Below are 18,266 nucleotides of genomic sequence, written 5' to 3' on the forward strand. Positions count from 1 at the left end.
TTTTCACAATGATTTTAAATGTTCAGTATACCATCTCGCGAGGTGTTTGGCAGTCTCCTCAGCTCCGTCCAGATTGATGGCTTTAGAATACCTCATATTTTCTAACTGTTGAGCCATCTTTTTTGCGAAGAGAATGGGGGGCAGGTCCGCATCTTCTAGGATGGTCATCGGCACCTTCCTGGCCAGTTTTTCCGCCCGCAGCCGCTGTTCCCGGTTTTGTCTGAACGGGTACACGAGAGAAGGAATCCCGGCCTGTACCAGATTCATGCAGGTGTTGTAGCCGGCCATTGAGATGGAGAGATCGGCTGCTGCCAGCCATGCCGGGAAATGGTCGGTGAAACGTTCAACGGTGATATCTCCCCGGCTGCGCTGTAGTAGAGCCTGATAGGTTTTTTCATCGCAGTACGGGCCGCAGAAAATCTGCAGATGGGCCGATATGGCATCGCGCAGGATTGTAAAGGCCTCGATTGCCGCATACAGTAATTCGCTTCCAACATTACCGCCGCCGATACTGGCAACGATCAATGTGTCGGTGGTCGCTAAGGCCAGTTTTTTCCTGATCGTCACTCTGCTCAGGTCTTTGCCGGCAATGGGATCGGATTTGGTAACAAAACCGGTGTAGTGCAGCGGAACATGGAGCGCATCAATTTGGCTGAAGGTCTCATTTAAGGTGATAATTTCCGGGTCTGCATGGACAAGAATGCCGTCGAAATAGTCATTGATGAGTTTTACCGCGCGCTGCTCGAATTTTTCCCGGCCGCTTGTTTTTTCCACCAGGATATCCCGCACGCTGCAGAAGCATAAACAGTCCGGTAAGGACCCATTGTCGATTGCTTCAAGCAACGGGTCGAGCTCAAATCGGAAACCCTTTCGGCCAAAAGGGTACAGCTCGGTAATGAAAATATCCGGTCTGTTGTCCCGGAAATGGGCAAAAAGCTGGTCCTTTCGTCCCGCTTTCACGGCATCCAGGGAAAGGTCGGTGTCGCAGGGAACCATGTTATGGAAGGTACTGTCCATCTGCAGACCCGGCAATCGCAAGACCTGGATGGCGGGATGATCGACCGCAACAGCAGGGCCGCCGATAATGAGGGTCGTGGGGTGATGACGGGCGATTGCCCGGCAGATTTCCATGCTGCGATGGAAGTGACCGATGCCAAGGACATGCTGGCAATAGTACGACACCTTCATGGTGTTGTACGCGCTATATTGAGTTGAAGCGGGGCGAATCCCTGTCCGGTACAGCTGATCAGGTGCAGCCGATTGTGCTGCAGCAGCGGATCTTCGCCGGGCAGAAAATCCCGGTCGTCGAGGGAGTAGAGAACCGACTTCACCACGCCCTGATGGCAGACGATCAGAATTTTCTGGCCAGGCCATTTTTGCGCGCTTTCCAGAAGTGTCGTCAGCACCCGGTCTTTTACCGCCCGTCGGGTTTCGCCGCCGGGGGCGGCAAAGTCCCAACCCATTGCTATCCGGCGGGCCAGCTCTTCTTTGAAGTTCTGCTGGATAAAGGGAATGGTCAATCCTTCCCAGTCACCCCAGTGCTGCTCGCGGAGTCGCGGATCGAAACGGACGGGCAGGCAGAGCTTTCGATTGAGGATATCGACTGTCGCCCGTACTCTTCCAAGATCACTGGCAATAATTCGGTCCCAATCATAACCTTTCAAGGTGTCTGCCCAGGCATCGGTTTGTTCTTTTCCCTGCGCAGACAGGGGGGAGTCTGCCGAACCCTGAATCCTTTTCAGGATATTCCATTCTGTCTGGCCATGTCGTAACAGACCGAAAACAGTGACAACGGCAGGATCATTGGCAGAGGGTTTCATGGCGGATGGGGTAGTTTGCAGTATTATTGGAAATGTACGTTATGCCGGCGAAAGATCCCGGCCAGTTCCTGTATCCACCGGCTATTGTCAAACTGGTCTTTGACCAGCTCCTGCCCCCCGGTAATCAATCGGTGTCGCAGTTGTTGATCGGTGAGGATACGCAGCATTGCCGTTGCCAGTTGCCCCGGCTGGGATGGTGGCACAGTTATGCCGGTTTTACCGTCGATGAGGATTTCAGGTATGGCCGAGACCGTCGTGGATAAAGCCGGAACACCCATTGCCAGGCTTTCGACCAGTACGTTGGGGATACCGTCCCGATCACCGTTTTTAGCAATTTCGCAGCCAAGCACAAAAAGGTCGCTGTTTTTAAAATGGCGCAGCACCTCGTCATGGGTCTGGGTGCCGAGCCACCGGCAGTTCTCCTCCAGCCCAAGAGAGGATATCAGCCCGAGAATCTTCTCCCGGTCATCACCATCACCGATCAGAGTGTGTTGAAATGCGATGCCCTTTTTCTGTAATTCGGCCAGCGCCCGGTAAATAGTCGGCAGACCTTTTTTCTGGGTCATTCTGGCGACGGTCAGGATTGAATACGGTGCGTGCGTTGTGCTCTCTGCTATCGCCTGCTGGAAAAGATTCAGATCGATACCGTGATAGATACAGTAGATCGGGGTGGGACAATCTCCGGCAATGGTGCGCAGGTACTCGGCGTTGTGCCTGGTACAGGTGACGACAAACCGGGCCTGGGTAATTTTTTTGCGAAGTTTCTCCCGGTCAGAAGTATAGATGTCTTTGGCGTGGGCGGTAAAACTGAACGGGATACCGGACAGCAGGGAGGCAAACATGGTTACCGAGGTGGGAGAATGGGCAAAATGGCCATGCAGCTGAGCAACACCAGGGTCTTTTTCAAGATGCTCATTGGTCAGGTAGCCGGCCTGCAGAAGATGTTTAAGGGTGGCCAGTTCTTTGCCTTTACTGATGCCCCGGGATGCAGCCACTATGGTTTTTCTGAAAGTTTGCGGTCTTTTGGCAGCCAGAAAAATATTTGGCCGGAGAAGGCGGAAAAAATCTGCAAACAGTTCGGTGGGTAAATAATCGACTCGTGCCTTGATCTCTTTGACTGAGGCATGGGAAAACGACTCACGGGGCAGGCGCATGGGGAAGAGGCGCATGGTAAACCCCAATTTTTCCAGCAGGAGGATCTCGTTGGAGATGAACGTTTCGGAAATCCTCGGATACCCTTTCAAGATATAGCCGAGGGAGGATTTTTGCGGATGACTGGTCATGTGAGATTAATACCCTTCCCGGTAGCGGACATCTTTTTCTTTAAAAGAGGAGAGCCGGCCTTGCATTACATCGAGCCCTGAAAGTTTAAAAGAGCCGATAGTCTTCATATATTGCTCCTTGTTCTTGAACAGGGTGAATATTTTCTCCCGCAGCAGCTGCGGGGTAACTTCCGTCCAGGGGATGAAATCAAGGAGTCCTTCGCTTTTCAGCCTTTTGGCTCTGATGAGTTGTTCTTTACGGGGAGTCTCCCGCGGGATGATCAGGGCGGGCGTATGCTGGGTGAGTATCTCGCAGATGGTGTTGTAGCCACCCATGGAAATTACCAGGTCGGCGGCGGATATCAGTTCTTCCATTCTGGGATGAAACGGGAGGGTTTTTATGCCGAACTTCTTGGCCCGTTTTGAGAAACTTTCCCGGACTTTCTTGGCCATGAACGGCCCGGTGATAATGATGGATTTGAACGGCAGGGAAGTAGGATAATAATCATGCATGGCCAGGTAATGATCGATAACTTCCAGACCGTCGCCGCCGCCGCCGGTTGTGATCAGTATGAATTTGTCGTCGTCCAGTATCCGGTATCTCTTCCTGACGCTCTGCTTCGCTTTTGCTGACAGTGTCTTACGGGGGATGTAACCGGTGAAGATAACCCGGTCCTGGATATGCGCAGGTATCTTGTACATCTCAATCGGATCGTAGATGTCTTTGTTGCCATAGACCCATATTTCATCGTACAGCTGATCCAGATAAGAATAGACTTTTTTTTCCCGCCAGTCGTCTTGAATAACCTGTGCATCATCAAGGACATCGCGCAAGCCAAGCACCGTCGTTGTTGATGGACTCTCTTTCTTCAGCCATTCCAGGGTCGGCAGTACCTCGCGTTTCAGGCCAAGTGGTTCTTTGTCGACAATGAAAAGATGGGGCTGGAAGGTCTTCGCTGTCGCCAGGATGATGTTGGTGCGAATGGACAATGCCTTTTTTTCATCGATGCGAATGGACAGTGACTGATAGTCGTCGTTGGTCTTTTTGATCATGCCGGGGATCCGGACAAAGTCAACATGCTGGGAAAATTGAAAACGCCCGGCGATCGGTGAACCGGTCAGGATGAGGACATTGGTGTTGGCATCCCGCAGATGGTTGGCGATGGCCATTGTTCTGCGGATGTGTCCCAATCCATAGGTATCATGCGAGTACATGAGAATGTTATAAGCAGGCGGGGAGTTGTGCATGGGCATGACCGGAATGATGAGGCGCGCAATATTGCTCTGTCGGTGTCGCTTACTGCTACCGTATGGTGTTAATATTCCAACGCGGCGTACTTGTCAAGTTGGGCCCTGTAGCCAAAAGCAAAAAAATCCCCGTAGAAAATCAATTCCACGGGGAGGATGACAGATCGATCCGGAAGCAAAACTAGAAGCTGAGTGTGATTTTATTACTGATCATGATAATACTTTCGACATTGGAATAACTGCTTCGGTCCCTGAATACGTTACCGGTGTCCATATAACCAAAATGGAGTTCGTAGGAGAAGTGGTTGAGGAACCTGTAAATTACGCCTAAATTGGCTTCCCAGCTTGACCCGTTCAGGTCGCCCATCAATTCGGGCGTCCAGAGATTGCGTGTTACACCGAAGGCGCCCTGGAGAGAAATGTTGTTGGTGGCATCGATTTGCGTGGACAGGGCGATACTGCTAACATTGGACGCACCTGTAGACATTCCTCCCCCAATAACCGTTCGTTCATGCTCATTGTTCAGTATGTCCGCTACCGTGCTGGTTATCAGCAGTGGCTGAAAGTTACGTGATACCGCGGAACCATTACTCTGGAAATTTTCAATGGCACCCAGGTCATAGGAGGTAACTTTAAAGGCGCGATGGGTTTCGAGATCCTGAGCGTAAAGCACACTTCCCCCACAGAGGAACTGGAGGACGAGTAGTATCGGCAGAATAACGTTTTTCATAAATGGTATGTCTGAAAAGATCCAGGGCAGTGTTTTACCAGGGGATAAATAAAAAATTCCTATAGTTATATATTTCATATCTTCGGCGGAAAAGTCAAGGAAAAAGGATGATCTTGCTGCCAAGATACTTGTCTTGCTTGTCTCCCTGATTTGCGATATAGATAGCCTTTTGTATGAGGTTTGGTTGATGCATTATTTATGCACGGGGAGCTGTGTGGTATGGATGCAATCATTAAAAAATTGGGAGAATGTATGCAGGCCAAAATAATAGTAGTTTCTCTGGTTTATTTTTGTTTGACCCTGGTTCATGTCGGAGCTGCGTCCGCAGAAGAGGCCACAGCAAAGCCGGAGTCAACGAGACAGTATCAAATTGTTTTTTCGACCTTTGATAAAAACTCCGCCGGAAAGTATGCCTACCTGAGAGACAGTGTACAGGCCATGCTGGCCGGCCGTCTGGCGGCAAAAGATCGGGTCAGGGTGATGGAAAAAACTTTCAGTGAAGGCGAGCTGGCCTCCTTGAAAAAAAAGGGCACCGATAAAAATCTGTCTTTTGGTGGCGTGAATGCCGATTACTTGGTTACCGGGGCACTCTTTGCTCTGACCAGCGGCCTGGAAATCCAGGTGGAGCTCTATCCACTGGTGCCGAAAGAGGAGATCCTGAATTTCTCAGTGCGTTCCCCAACGCCTGATACCCTTATTGCCGATATTGACAAACTGTCCGAGGAGATCTCGCAAACAGCCTTTGGCTATCGTGCTGCAGTGCCGGGTAAAGAAGCAAAGACTGTCGATGTCGAAGGGAATAGAGGCTTTGTGACGGTGCATCCCGAAGAGGCGTATAAAAGGAATCAATATAGCGGGGCGGTAATCGGCGTTGCCGGGAGTGGAGTGGTGACCAAAGGCCGCGGTGCCAAGATAACGGCCACCGAGCCGGTCAATATGCGGGCCATGGCGTTGGGCGATGTCAACGGTGATGGGCAACAGGAAATCCTCTTGCTGGCGGGGCAGGACCTGTTGTTGTACGGCACGAGGGATAATGCCATTGTGCAGCTTGCCAAGACCTCATTGCCGGGAAATCTCACCGTTCATGCGGTTAATCTGGCCGATCTCGATGGTGATAAAAAGGATGAAGTATACCTGAGCGCAACCGATGGACTGAATGTCTCGTCGACGATAATGAAATATGATCCCACCGGTGGTTTTCAGACCATTTCGCGAAATATTCCATGGTATCTGCGACCGGTGATGATCCCCGGTAAAGGATGGCAACTGGCCGGCCAGAAAAGAGGCATGGAAAGACTGAATCTGCTCAGTCCGGGAGTATACCTCCTGAGCCTGGATACCAAATATAATATAACCAACCAGGCACGGATTGCCCTGCCGACCTCTGTCAATCTCTTTGATTTTGTTTATGCGGACCTTGACGGCGACGGATTCTATGAAATCGTTGCTGTCGATCAGAGGGAGAAACTGCGTGTCTATAATCCGGGCAATGAGCTGATGTGGGTCAGCCAGAAAAATTTTGCCAGCAGTAAGATCTATCTGGGGCCTAGTCGGAGTGGATCATCTGGCAAGTCTGTTAGAGGTTTTTTTACCCTGGATGAAGATGCCGATCGTGAGCTCATCTTTGTGCCGGCCAGGATCATCGTTACCGACATTGATAAAGACGGCAAGCAGGAGATTATTGTCAGCGAGGGAACCAAGACCGGATTCAGCTTTTTTAACCGGCTGCGTCTTTATGACAGCGGGGCCGTTGTCAGCCTGGCATGGACCAACTCGGCAATGGTTGAATCATGGCGGACGAGTAATTTTCGGGGCTATGTTGCCGGCTATGGGTTTACTCTGCTGGACGAGTCGCAGGCGCGTGAAAAGCAGGGAACAAAAAATGATACCACCGCGAAGACAGGAGTGACGGCAGGTCGATTATTTATCGGCAATCTGCCAAAAAGCGGCTCTTTGGTCGATCTTATTCCGGGTGGTTCGGAAACCGATTTGTCAGTCTATGATCTTGAATTCACGCATCAAAAAATAAAAAAATAACTGTGCCGTTGGAAAAAGTATAAAAAATTATACTTACGGGTCAAAAAATCTTGACAAGGGTCTGGGCCGAGTGTATTGTTCAGTCAGAATCGTTGAGTATCTTTGTCGGTTCGCTTCTTTTTAGGAAGAAGATGCAGCTGGTAGTCAGTCTGCTGACCGGGCAAAGAAAATTGGCCCTTGCAAGAGGGTTAAAACAGTTTTTCAGGAGAGAGAAAATGAAAAAGATAATAGCTTCAGCAATAGGTCTTGCGCTGGTTGGTGGTGTTGCAGTCACTACCGCTTCCGCAGTGGAGAGCCAGTTCGGTGGTTACTGGCGGACAAGAATGTTCTTCCAGGATAATTTCGTTCAGACTGCCCCTATTAACGATTCAGCCTACAACAGGACCGACAATCGTACCCGTTTGTACTACACCGCAAAATTCAACGACAATTTCAAGTTCGTCAATAAGTTTGAGTTCAACTCGAGCTGGGGTGATAGTGTCGGTGGTGATATCGGCGCTGACGGTAATACCTTTGTTGTTAAAAACTCCTATGCAGATTTTACTCTTGGTATGGTAAACGCCAAGGTTGGTATCCAGCATGCTATCGTTGGTCGATCTTTCTTGTTCGATGACGATTTTTCTGGTGCAGTTGTAACTGGAGATTTCGGTAGTGTGAAGGTTCCTGTTATGTATGCTTCTGGTCCACAAGAAGACGTTAATAAAAACACCTTCAAATTGAATTCAACAGGCGCTATTGTGCCGGATAATACCGGTGCAACCGGTGATACACATATCCTCGCCGCTATGCCAAGCTTTATGATAGGCGAAGCAGTAAAACTTACCCCAACGGTAGTATATCAGACCACAACCAGTGAGGATACTGATCTTTTCTGGGTTGGTGCTGACGTTGATCTGAAACTGGATGCAGTCACCGCATGGGGTACCTTCTTCTATAACGGTGGTAACGTGGCTACTGCTGCTGATCCTAACCAATCTGATGATGTCAGTGCATGGCTCGTAGCCGCAGGCGCTGACGCTGGGATCGTTCATGGTCAGGCATTCTATGCAACCGGTGATGCATGGAATAACACTGGCGACAAAGATGCATTCCAACTCCCCGGTGGTGCTTCTTACTACTGGTCTGAGATCATGGGCTTAGGTGTATTTGATGGTGGTGCTGCAACTGGTCTTGAGTCCTCTACAAATTCTCCTCAGGACCAAATCTCCAACATCGTTGCCTTCAACCTGGGTGTTACCTTCAAGCCTGTTGATAAGCTGACCCTTAATCTTGATGCATGGTATGCGATGCTTGATGAAGATATCGTGGCATATAATGGGCAATTGGAAGATAGTCTCGGTACTGAAATAGATGCCAAAGTTTCCTATGAACTCATGGACAACCTGAATGCTGATCTGATCTTTGCCTACCTCTTCGCAGGTGATGCAACTGGTCCAGAAGATGTTATGGAAGGTGGTGTTCAGCTTTCTCTCAGCTTCTAATTTGAGAACGGCTTCGAGTTAGTATCTGATAGTCATAAAAGCCCGGTGGAGATTCTCCACCGGGCTTTTTTTTTCCTCTTTTTCAGGGAGCGGCCCGGTGACCAAAAGAGACGAGCATAATCCCAGTCGCTGGTTGATTTTAGCACTGGTGATGACCGGGGTCTTTTTGTCCACCATGGACAGCGGCATGATCAATGTGGCTCTGCCGACCATCATGCGCGCCTTTGGTCTCAACTTGGAGTATGCCGCTTTTGTCATCACTTTTTATCTGCTCACCATAACCATTACCCTGGTTTTCTGGGGCCGGTTGGCCGACCGGCTGGGCAGGGGCAATATCTATCTGGCGGGCATGACGCTTTTTTGCTTCGGGGCGCTGGCCTGCGCTTTTGCAGCACACTATGAATGGCTGTTATTCAGCCGGTTTATTCAGGCCCTTGGGGCATCGATGATGATGTCTTCGGGACCGGCAATAATTAAAACAGTCTTTCCCGCCGATCAACTCGGTCGAAGTCTCGGCCTGGTCGGGATCGCCACGGCCTGCGGCTTGCTGACCGGACCTCTGGTCAGCGGGCTGTTGCTCAGCCTCTATTCCTGGCGGGCAATTTTTTTGATCACCCTGCCGGTTGGTTTTCTCACGGTTGTGCTGGGCAGATTTTACCTGCTCGAGAGGCTGCACCAGGCAGATGCCAAACCGTCTCTGCCGTTTGACTGGCAGGGGAGCGGCTGCTGGGTGGTCATGGTGATTCTCGGCGTCTTCATCTTTCACCGGTTCGATCGGTTCCTCCGGTTCGACAACATCCTGTTTATGGTGAGTTTTATAACACTCATCTATCTTTTTATCCGCATCGAAAAAAAAGCCGGCAATCCGATTTTACCGGTGGCTCTATTTAGCAGGAAGTACTACTGGACCGGTGTGGCCACGGCGGCGATTTCCTTTGCCGTTTTATTTACCGTTCTGGCCATTATTCCATTTTATCTGGAATATATCTTTTCCTACCAAGCCGACAAGGTGGGCCGGATGATGATGGCTGTTCCGGCGACGATCGTGGTTTTATCGCCGTTATCCGGATGGCTGTACGATAAGATCGGCGCACGATATCTGACCACCGGCGGGTTGATTTTGAGCGGTGGCGCTCTCTTGAGTCTGGCCTGGCTGGCAACCGACAGCTCGTCGATGGAAATTGCTCTGAAACTGGCCCTGCTCGGGGCTGGACAATCTATATTTTTGTCGCCCAACAGCGCATCCGTATTATCGAGGGTAAGCGAAGAGTATGTTGGCATTACCTCGGGAATTCTGGCCACCGCCAGAAACCTCGGCATGGTCATTGGGGCGACACTAGCGGCGGCACTTTTTTCCTGGTGGTATAGTTTTTTTAGCGGTGGAGGGACACTGGTGCACTATTCTGCAGCGGAGAGCGGAAGCTTTATGCTGGCGCTGCGAGTGACTTTTGTTTTGACTGCCCTTTTGTCATTCTCAGGATGTTTGCTTTCCGCTGGTCGACGGTGACGTCTTTGGCAGGCGAACGGTGGCCAACGTTCCACCGGTCGGGCCATCATGAATGGAGAAGGTCCCCCCATGGGCCTGGACTATCTGTTCCACCAGGGCGAGGCCAATACCATTGCCGTATATTTTCGTCGTGAAAAAAGGATCTTTGACATGTGGCAGCGTTTCTGCAGGTATTCCCGGGCCGCTGTCGCTGAGCTGGATTGTGACAGACTGCTCATCTTCTTTGGCCTCGATGCGGAGGGTACCGCCATCCGGCATTGCCTCCAGGCTGTTTCTGATCAGATGGAGAAATACCTGGCGAATTTTATTTTCATCAACCATCAGTGACGGTCCCGGCCCATCAAGAGCGAGGGTATACTCTATATGCTGATTTTTCATGGTCAGATAAAAGACCATCACCGTCTTGCGGATCAGAGAAAAAAGCGGATGGACCCCAAGAATCAGCTCTGTATCCTCGACAAAACTGAACAGGTCCTCGAGTATGATTTCAATCTTCGAAGATTCCTGGGTTATGATATTGAGGAAGTTGGAGATATAGGGATCGCTGGTTTTTTTGATCAGCAATCGAGAGGTGCCGCCAATAGAGGTCAATGGGTTTCTAATCCCATGCAGGAGTTGGGCGGACATCTGGCCGATGGCCGCTGTCCGTTCGGCTTCAACGAGAAGGTCCTGGCTTCTTTCCAGTTCCTGGGTGACAAGCTCAAGGGCGGCTATTTTTTCCGCCATTTCGGCATACAGATGGCTGTGCTCAATGGCCAGGCTCGCATGACTGGCAAAAATCTCCAGGGCGTTAATGTCTTCTCCGGTGATTGGCGCTCCCGTCACAAAATTATCGACGATCATGACGCCCAACGCTTTACTTGGCGAATAGAGAGGGACAACGACGAATGTGGATTCGCCAAAAGTGCGGAGAAAATCCTCAGGAATCCGGTAGCCTTCAGCGACGCCGTCTTGCACCAATATTGGTCGTTTCAATCGACTGGCATGGAGCAGCACATGGTCTTCTTCTCTGGTGGATATCCTCAGGGTGTGGATGATTCTGTTTACCTCGACATCTTCCTTGCTGTTTTTTTTCTGGATGGTGGCAAGGATATCATCGAGCTGTAGGCCCTTTTCCTTTATTGAGCTCCATACTTGTCCGGCATGTTCTCTGGAGGCAGGCCCGATGGCCATTTTGCCCTCAAGATAATTGCCGTCTTTACTGTACAATGCCAGAAATGCCCGGTTGAAACGCAGGCCGTCGTTGGACGTTATGCCAACGAGGATAGCCTGCAGAATGCCCTGCAGTTCAACGGTATTGAGGTAGGCAGTATTCATCTTCAGGGTAAGATGATGCAGGAACCGCATCCGGGCGTTGGTTTTTTCGAGCTCCTGCTGGAAGAGACGATTGTTGATGGCCATACGCCTTTTCTGCAAGGTATTCTGTACGGTGTAACTCAGCTGGTTGACGCCTATTGGTTTGGTCAGGTAATCGTCAGCCCCCTGGCGCAGACAGTCAAGGGCGACGGTGATATCGGTGGTCCCGGTGATCATGATAATTCCGAGGTCGGGATGACTTGCGGCAATATCCTTTAAGACCTCACAGCCGTTTTGATCAGGCAGGCCGATGTCTAGGAGAACCAGGGCAATGTTTTCCGTGGCCATAAGTTGGTAGAACCGGCTGGCGCTGCCGGCAGAGACAACGGAAAAGCCGATATTGGTGAGATAATGCGAGAGTAGCAGGATAATTTCCGAGGAATCGTCAACGACCGCGACAACCTCTCCAGGTGAAAGCAGTTCTGAGATGGAAAGTGATGAGACGGAATTTTGCGGGAGAAGGATTTCAACCATATCAATAATTCCAGGAAAAATGTCAACAACTCAAAAGAAATAAGAACCCTTACCGTTTTAGCACAAAAGGTTGTTCCTCTGCAAAAGTAATCCTCTCTTGTGGAAGTTTTTTTGGCTTCAAGCCAGAGAAATATGCTAAAATCGTCTTACAGCGCCAGAAATTCTGTTGTATAGTGCGTTTTCACTTAACGGAGCAGTTCTCACACAATGACGCAATTGACAGAAATTTTTGGACCGGGAGGGCGGCTGGCAGGGAATCTTGCAAACTTTGAACCCAGGGACGGCCAGCATGCGATGGCTGAGGCCGTGGCTGATGTTCTTCTCCTGGACGCACCTGAAAGACAAGACCACGACGGACCTCAAGCGCGAGTTCTTCTCATCGAGGCGGAAACAGGCATCGGCAAGACCTTGGCCTATTTAATTCCGGCAGCATTGTCTGGAAAAAGAGTGGTAATTTCTACGGCTACTCTGAACCTGCAGGATCAGATCATTAATAAAGACCTTCCTCTGGTTGAAAAAGTTTTAGATGAAAAAATTGCTGCCCTTTGCATAAAGGGTCGAGAAAACTATCTTTGTCAGTACCGCTGGTATCAGTATCGTTCCAATCCTCAGCTTTCCCTGGTCGATGATCCCTGGGTAGAACAGATAGACACCTGGCTGAAAAAGACTGCAACCGGCGATAGGGCGGAACTCGGCTGGTTGAGTAAAAAAGCCGGATTGTGGTCGAAAATAGCCTCCCAATCCAATCATTGTCTGGGGGCGGACTGTCCTGAAGCGGCCGGCTGTTTTATCAGTCAACTGAGGAAAAGAGCCGGAAAGGCACGGTTGCTTATAGTCAATCATCACCTCTTCTTTTCTGATCTGGCCCTGCGAAAATCCGGCTTTGGCGAAATTTTGCCTCGCTACGAAGCGGTCATCTTCGACGAGGCCCACCACCTGGAAAACGTCGCTTCGACCTTTTTCGGCAAGAGCTTCAGTCACTATCAGCTGATTGACCTGCTGGGGGATATAGAACGTCAGGCAAAGCTCGACCTGCCTCCGGAAATGATCGACACTTTGCTGCCGTCGGTGCATGGATTAAAAATGCGCCTTGATGGTTTTGGACGATTTTTCCCGGTACAAACGGGACGATTTTTTCTGCAGACTCTGATAAAGGATCAGACCGAGACGGTATGGCGAGAACAAGTGGAACTTCTTTCCGCAGGCATAACCGGGCTTGCTGACCGGCTGGTGGATTGTACGGCTTTTGGCGACGGCTGGAGCGGACTTATCAAAAGGGCCGGGGAGCAGAACGATAAATTGCGTGACATCGCCCTTTTTTTCGACAACAATGACCATAAATATGTCCATTGGTATGAGAAAAGAGACCGAACCGTACTTCTATCGGCTACACCGATTGAGGTCGCCGATGAGCTGCAGAAGAATCTTTACGCCACCGTCGATGCCTGCATACTAACCTCGGCCACACTCTCCTCCGGTGGATCTTTTTCCTATATCAAAGAACGACTGGGACTTAAAGAAGATGTGCGTGACTTGCAGTTCAGTTCGCCTTTTGACTATCGCCATCGCACGCTGCTCTATGTCCCGGAGACGAGTTTTCCGGAGCCGACGCACCAGGATTTTCTCCCCTGTATCGGGGATCGTGTTTTACAGATATTGCGTTTAAGCGAGGGACGTGCTCTGGTCCTCTGCACCAGTTTTAAGGGGATGGATTCGCTGGCTGCATTTCTGGAAGGAGCTCTTGATTACCCGGTTTTAGTGCAGGGCAGGGCTTCGCGCAATGCTCTGCTCAACAGTTTCCGGGAAGAGACCCACTCCGTGCTGCTGGCGGTGGCCAGTTTCTGGGAGGGAGTCGATGTCGTCGGCGAGTCCCTCAGCTGTGTTATTATTGAGAAGTTGCCATTTGAGGTGCCCAGTGACCCCGTCATCCAGGCCCGCATAGATCGAATAAAAGAAGAAGGTGGCAAACCATTTTTTGACTTTCAGGTACCCCGGGCTATCCTGACATTGCGCCAGGGAGTTGGGCGATTGATGCGGTCGGTTACCGACAGAGGAGTGATCGCCATTATGGATGTCCGCCTTTTTAAAAAAGGGTATGGACGGGTCTTCCTGAAGAGCCTGCCGGCATCGCCTGTTACGCGGAACATGGTTGATATTGCTAATTTTTATGCTGAGAATGCTCATGCTGAACGTACAGAGGGTGATGAATAGATGGCAAATGTAGCCCTGTCGGAAATGCTCCTTGCTGCGGTAAAACAAGAAGCTGAAAAAATCAATGCATCCATGCGGGCCGATCTTGCCCGATTGACGCCTGATATGGATGAGCTGCTGATTGAGGTACTGAATTACGGTCTTTTCAATGGAGGAAAGCGGATTCGTCCTCTGCTCGTGGTCGTTGCTTCGCGGCTGTGCGGCAGAAAGGATGAGGAAGCGTATCAACTGGGGGGAGCATTTGAGTACCTTCATGCAGCAACTCTTTTTCATGATGATATTATCGATCAATCGGTTACGCGACGAGGCAAACTGTCCGTCTACCAGAAATTCGGCACCATAGCGGCTATCCTTGCCGGCGATTTTCTGCATGCACTGGCTATGGCTACCGTGGGCAGATTTTCAGGCCAGGCTGGTTTGGATGTTTTTTGCAGGGCCACTACCGGTATGGTCGATGGTGAGTTTATGCAGCTCAGAAATACCAAACGACATAATCTGTCCGAGCTGGATTATTATGAGGCGATTATGGGCAAGACCGGACTGCTCATTTCAGCTGCCTGCGAAGTAGGGGCGCTGTTCGGAGGCGGTGATGTCCGGAGAGTCGCGGCGCTGCGGGAATATGGCGTTCATCTGGGTTGTGCCTACCAGATTATTGACGATCTCCTGGATTACCAGGGGGATCCCGCCAAAACAGGGAAGGCTGTAGGTAACGACCTGGCCGAAGGTAAAATGACACTGCCGTTGATCCTGGCGCTCAATAAGGCGTCTTCTGCAGACCGTACCCGTATAATGCAAATATTAGGCGACGATGTCGATAGATCGTTATGCATCGAAGAGGTCTGTACTCTTATTGCGAAATACAACGGCTTTGCTGCAGCCAGGAAAAAAGCCGAAGATGCCGTTGCGGGTGCATCTGCTATGCTTGCGGTCTTTACCGATAAAAATGTCGCATTTGAGCGGGACTTGCTGGAAGGACTTGCCCGCTATGTCCTTACTCGAGAAAAATAGAGGCGCTTGTCGGGGGGCAGGTCAGTTAATCACCATAAATTAGAAACACTTCTGTATGCTATTTGGTAAGAAAAAAGTAACTCGAAAAAAAAGAGCAACAAAGAAAAGACCGGCTGCCGGCAGCATAATTCGATTGTGTTCCCTGCTTTTGCTGTTCCTTGTCCTGATTTTTTCGGTCTGCACCGCGGGCTATGTCATTTTCTTTCAGACAGTGCTGGTGTAGCCGCTACAGCCGGGCATTGGATATAAATAATGTTTGATTATCTCCACTGGTTCCCATGTGCCACATGGGAACCAGTGGAAAATTTATAAAAAGTCCAATTTCGAGATGGCTAAGTAAAAATCTTGATATCCGAGGCGTAGCTTTTTTGGCTGGCTCCCGACTATACAAGTAGTATGTCGGGAGTCAGCCAAAAAAATACAACGAAGGAGATCGGGATTTTTACGACGCCATCAGTGTTTGAAGGATCTCTGGCCGGTAAACATCATAGCCACTTGAGGATCTGCCTCGTTACACGCCTGGATGCATTCGAAATCGCGTAAAGAACCACCGGCCTGGAGAATGGCTGAGATGCCTTGGGCAATACCCACATCCGCCCCGTCTCTGAAAGGAAAGAAGGCATCGGAAATCATTACCGACCCGGGAAGATTCGCCCGTTCCTGTTTCACCTGCGCATCAATCGCCTCTTTTTCTCCCCGATCTCTCTCTCCCTTGCGGATTGCAAGTTCAAGATCCGCATAGCCAATACCATGAGTGTCAAAGCAGAGGATATCGGCATACTTTATATATGCCTTATGTACGGCAATTGCGGCGACCCCGACCCTGTCCTGTTCTCCCGTGCCAATGCCGACGGTGCATCCGTCTTTGACGTACAGTACCGAATTGGAGGTCACACCGTGTTCAACCGCCCAGCCGAAGATCATGTCGTCTATTTCGGCTTGCGTCGGTTGCCGGTCACATTTGTATTCCTGGCCCTTCCATGTGGCGCTTGCCGCAGTAAGGTTGTCGATGCTGCGAATAGAATTGACCGCTGATTGCTGGACAATGATACCGCCGTCGATTAGGCTTTTGAAATCGACAAAGCGGAATTTTTCAAAATCGGCAAGACGGGAGATATCGGCGATTTTCACGATTCGCAAATTTTTCAGTTTGCCTAATATTTCCAGGGTGCCGTCGGCAAATTCCGGGGCGCAGACTACTTCAAGATAATTCTTTACCAGCAGTTCAGCGGTATCAATGTCGCAGGTCCGGTTTAACACAACTGCACCACCAAAGGCGGCAATGCGGTCTGCGCGCAGGGCACGGTTGAAGGCCGTGGCCAGATCGTCTCCATAGGCCGCCCCGCAGGGATTATTATGTTTAAGGATAACCGACGCCGGTTTATCCATCAGGTATTTGATAATATTCAACCCGTTGTCTATATCGGTAAGATTTATTTTTCCGGGGTGTTTCCCAACCTGCAGCATATCTTCAACAGTGATTGCCGAAACCAGACCATTGCCCGGTTCGATAAAATGGCAGCCGCCAAGGGTGAGATTGCCGTTGACGAGTTCGTAGAGGGCGGCCTCCTGGTCTGGGTTTTCGCCGTAACGTACACCACGTTCGTCAATGGTTCCGTCTTCGAGGCGTATCTTCCAGGTTTTTTTGTTATATGTGAGTTGTTGATCACCAAAAGAAATGGTCATCTGCATCGGAAAACTATCTCCCAGGATAGATGAATACATTTTCTTTAAATCAGCCATGGTTAATCTCCCTTGAATTTTGCAGAGCTTTTGCTCACTTTATGCACGCTTTATATCAGGTGTGGAAAGCTTGGGGGCTCAGGTTTTGCTGAATGGAGGCAATATTGTACCAGCAGCAACGGTAGTGCCGGACAAACAGCTATAAGGACCAATAGTTACGTTATTCGCTATGTTGCAGTCTTGTAATAGAGTCCCCTGGCCGATTCTGCAAGAGTGCCCAATCCTGCTCCCAGCGGAAATACTGACAAGGGGTTCAAGGAGAGTATCTCTTTCAATGCTGGATTCAGGGGATACGGTAACTGTTTGAGGATTATTTATGGTAACACCTTGCAGCATCAATGTTCGATTTCTGCGCATCTGCAATTCATTTTGTGCGCCTGCCAACTCGATTCGGGAATTGACGCCAAGGACATCGACAGGGGATTGCGCGAGATATTTTTCCACGGCAAGGTTATCTTCCACCGCGAGTTTGACTATATCAGTAAGATACACCTCGCCCTGGCTGTTATCGGTACCGACCTTTTTTAAGGATGAAAAGAGAAAATCTTTGTCGACACAGTATATCCCCGCATTGATTTCCTTTATCCGGCGTTGTTCTGCGGTCGCGTCTTTTTGTTCAACAATACCCTGTATTTTATTATTCGTATCACTGACGATACGGCCGTAGTTAGTGGGGTTGTCGAGAACAGTAGTCATCAGGGTGAGCTTTGCCCCACTTTTTTGGTGGCAGGCGTACATTTCCTGTAATGTCTCAGCTTGAATAAGCGGCGTGTCACCGCATAGGATCATTACTGTGTCCGCTTCTTCACTCAGAGCCTGTTCCGCAACGAGGACCGCATGACCTGTACCGAGCTGCTCTTTTTGCACGACGCAGGTAACTGAGAAAGATACCAGCGATTGTTCGACTTCATCCTTCTGATGGCCGATAATAATAACAGTCTGTAAAGAATGCAGGGGCAGCGTCGCGTTAATTACATGGTGGATCATTGGTGCATAAAAGACTTCGTGCAACACTTTGGCTTTGTCTGATTTCATTCGCGTGCCTTTTCCGGCTGCCAGAATGATGACTGAAAGGGAAGGGGATGTCATGCGGGTTCACGTGAGTTGAGGTAATTCTCCCGGATGCAACCATACAAGAGAAATAGTGATCAATACAGATGCCAAAAATAAACCATCAGAAAAAGGAGATCTCCAAAGTAATAAAAGTATATATAAAAAAAGATATCTCTTGGCAAGGTTCCTGTAGAACGACAAAAGCCCCAGCAGGAATCTGCTGGGGCTTTTGCTTTATAAAAAACGGCGATGACCTACTCTCCCACACAGTCGCCCGTGCAGTACCATCGGCGCTAAAGAGCTTAACTTCCGTGTTCGGAATGGGAACGGGTGGAT

The 18,266-nt window shown here is 49.9% G+C and carries 13 protein-coding genes and 1 rRNA gene; 5 read left to right on the forward strand and 9 right to left on the reverse strand.

The window, feature by feature from the left end; translation table 11 throughout:
- Nucleotides 1-3 precede the first annotated feature (3 nt).
- From FCL47_RS21070 to FCL47_RS21090, 5 genes are all read right to left on the reverse strand, one after another.
- Nucleotides 4-1,188, reverse strand: a complete 1,185-nt coding sequence (locus tag FCL47_RS21070) for a glycosyltransferase family protein (RefSeq protein WP_136815703.1) — start codon at nt 1,186-1,188, stop codon at nt 4-6.
- Entirely contained in the window at nt 1,185-1,820 is a 636-nt protein-coding gene (locus tag FCL47_RS21075; RefSeq protein ID WP_136815704.1) for a histidine phosphatase family protein, read from the reverse strand. The genes FCL47_RS21070 and FCL47_RS21075 overlap by 4 nt, the downstream gene beginning before the upstream one ends.
- A gap of 23 nt (nt 1,821-1,843) precedes the next feature.
- Nucleotides 1,844-3,103, reverse strand: coding sequence for a glycosyltransferase family 4 protein (locus FCL47_RS21080; RefSeq protein ID WP_136815705.1), 1,260 nt, complete (start codon nt 3,101-3,103; stop codon nt 1,844-1,846).
- Nucleotides 3,104-3,109: 6 nt separating this feature from the next.
- On the reverse strand, nt 3,110-4,330 hold the full coding sequence (locus FCL47_RS21085; RefSeq protein ID WP_136815706.1) for a glycosyltransferase family protein: 1,221 nt from the start codon (nt 4,328-4,330) through the stop codon (nt 3,110-3,112).
- Nucleotides 4,331-4,511: 181 nt separating this feature from the next.
- Nucleotides 4,512-5,060, reverse strand: coding sequence for a hypothetical protein (locus FCL47_RS21090; protein ID WP_136815707.1), 549 nt, complete (start codon nt 5,058-5,060; stop codon nt 4,512-4,514).
- A gap of 219 nt (nt 5,061-5,279) precedes the next feature.
- On the opposite strand from FCL47_RS21090, the gene FCL47_RS21095 reads away from it, so the two are divergent.
- The 3 genes from FCL47_RS21095 (at nt 5,280) to FCL47_RS21105 (ending at nt 10,085) form a co-directional block, all read left to right on the forward strand.
- Nucleotides 5,280-7,097, forward strand: coding sequence for a VCBS repeat-containing protein (locus tag FCL47_RS21095; RefSeq protein ID WP_167496596.1), 1,818 nt, complete (start codon nt 5,280-5,282; stop codon nt 7,095-7,097).
- 131 nt (nt 7,098-7,228) lie between these two features.
- Complete coding sequence (locus tag FCL47_RS21100; RefSeq protein ID WP_240744329.1) at nt 7,229-8,578, forward strand: hypothetical protein; 1,350 nt, start codon at nt 7,229-7,231, stop codon at nt 8,576-8,578.
- Between the two features lie 97 nt (nt 8,579-8,675).
- Nucleotides 8,676-10,085 carry an MFS transporter gene (locus tag FCL47_RS21105; protein WP_136815709.1) on the forward strand — a complete coding sequence of 470 codons (1,410 nt, stop codon included), beginning with the start codon at nt 8,676-8,678 and terminating at the stop codon, nt 10,083-10,085.
- On the opposite strand, the gene FCL47_RS21110 is transcribed toward FCL47_RS21105, so the two are convergent.
- Nucleotides 10,053-11,915, reverse strand: a complete 1,863-nt coding sequence (locus tag FCL47_RS21110; protein ID WP_136815710.1) for an ATP-binding protein — start codon at nt 11,913-11,915, stop codon at nt 10,053-10,055. The genes FCL47_RS21105 and FCL47_RS21110 overlap by 33 nt on opposite strands.
- Before the next feature lie 207 nt (nt 11,916-12,122).
- Between FCL47_RS21110 and FCL47_RS21115 the strand changes: the two genes are divergently transcribed.
- Both FCL47_RS21115 and FCL47_RS21120 read left to right on the forward strand, forming a co-directional pair.
- A complete protein-coding gene (locus FCL47_RS21115; protein WP_240744330.1) occupies nt 12,123-14,126 on the forward strand; it encodes an ATP-dependent DNA helicase in 2,004 nt (667 codons plus the stop codon).
- Entirely contained in the window at nt 14,127-15,134 is a 1,008-nt protein-coding gene (locus FCL47_RS21120) for a polyprenyl synthetase family protein (protein WP_136815711.1), read from the forward strand. It abuts the gene before it with no gap.
- A gap of 453 nt (nt 15,135-15,587) precedes the next feature.
- Here FCL47_RS21120 and FCL47_RS21125 read toward each other — a convergent pair whose 3' ends face one another.
- The 3 genes from FCL47_RS21125 to rrf all read right to left on the reverse strand — a co-directional run.
- A complete protein-coding gene (locus FCL47_RS21125; RefSeq protein WP_136815712.1) occupies nt 15,588-16,877 on the reverse strand; it encodes an IMP cyclohydrolase in 1,290 nt (429 codons plus the stop codon).
- A 78-nt stretch (nt 16,878-16,955) separates the two neighbouring features.
- On the reverse strand, nt 16,956-17,966 hold the full coding sequence (locus FCL47_RS21130; RefSeq protein ID WP_136815713.1) for a bifunctional N-acetylglucosamine-1-phosphate uridyltransferase/glucosamine-1-phosphate acetyltransferase: 1,011 nt from the start codon (nt 17,964-17,966) through the stop codon (nt 16,956-16,958).
- A 205-nt stretch (nt 17,967-18,171) separates the two neighbouring features.
- Nucleotides 18,172-18,266 (reverse strand): 5S ribosomal RNA (rrf, locus tag FCL47_RS21135); the annotation flags it as partial.

Origin of the sequence: Desulfopila sp. IMCC35006, assembly GCF_005116645.1 — a bacterium.
GTDB lineage: Bacteria > Desulfobacterota > Desulfobulbia > Desulfobulbales > Desulfocapsaceae > Desulforhopalus_A.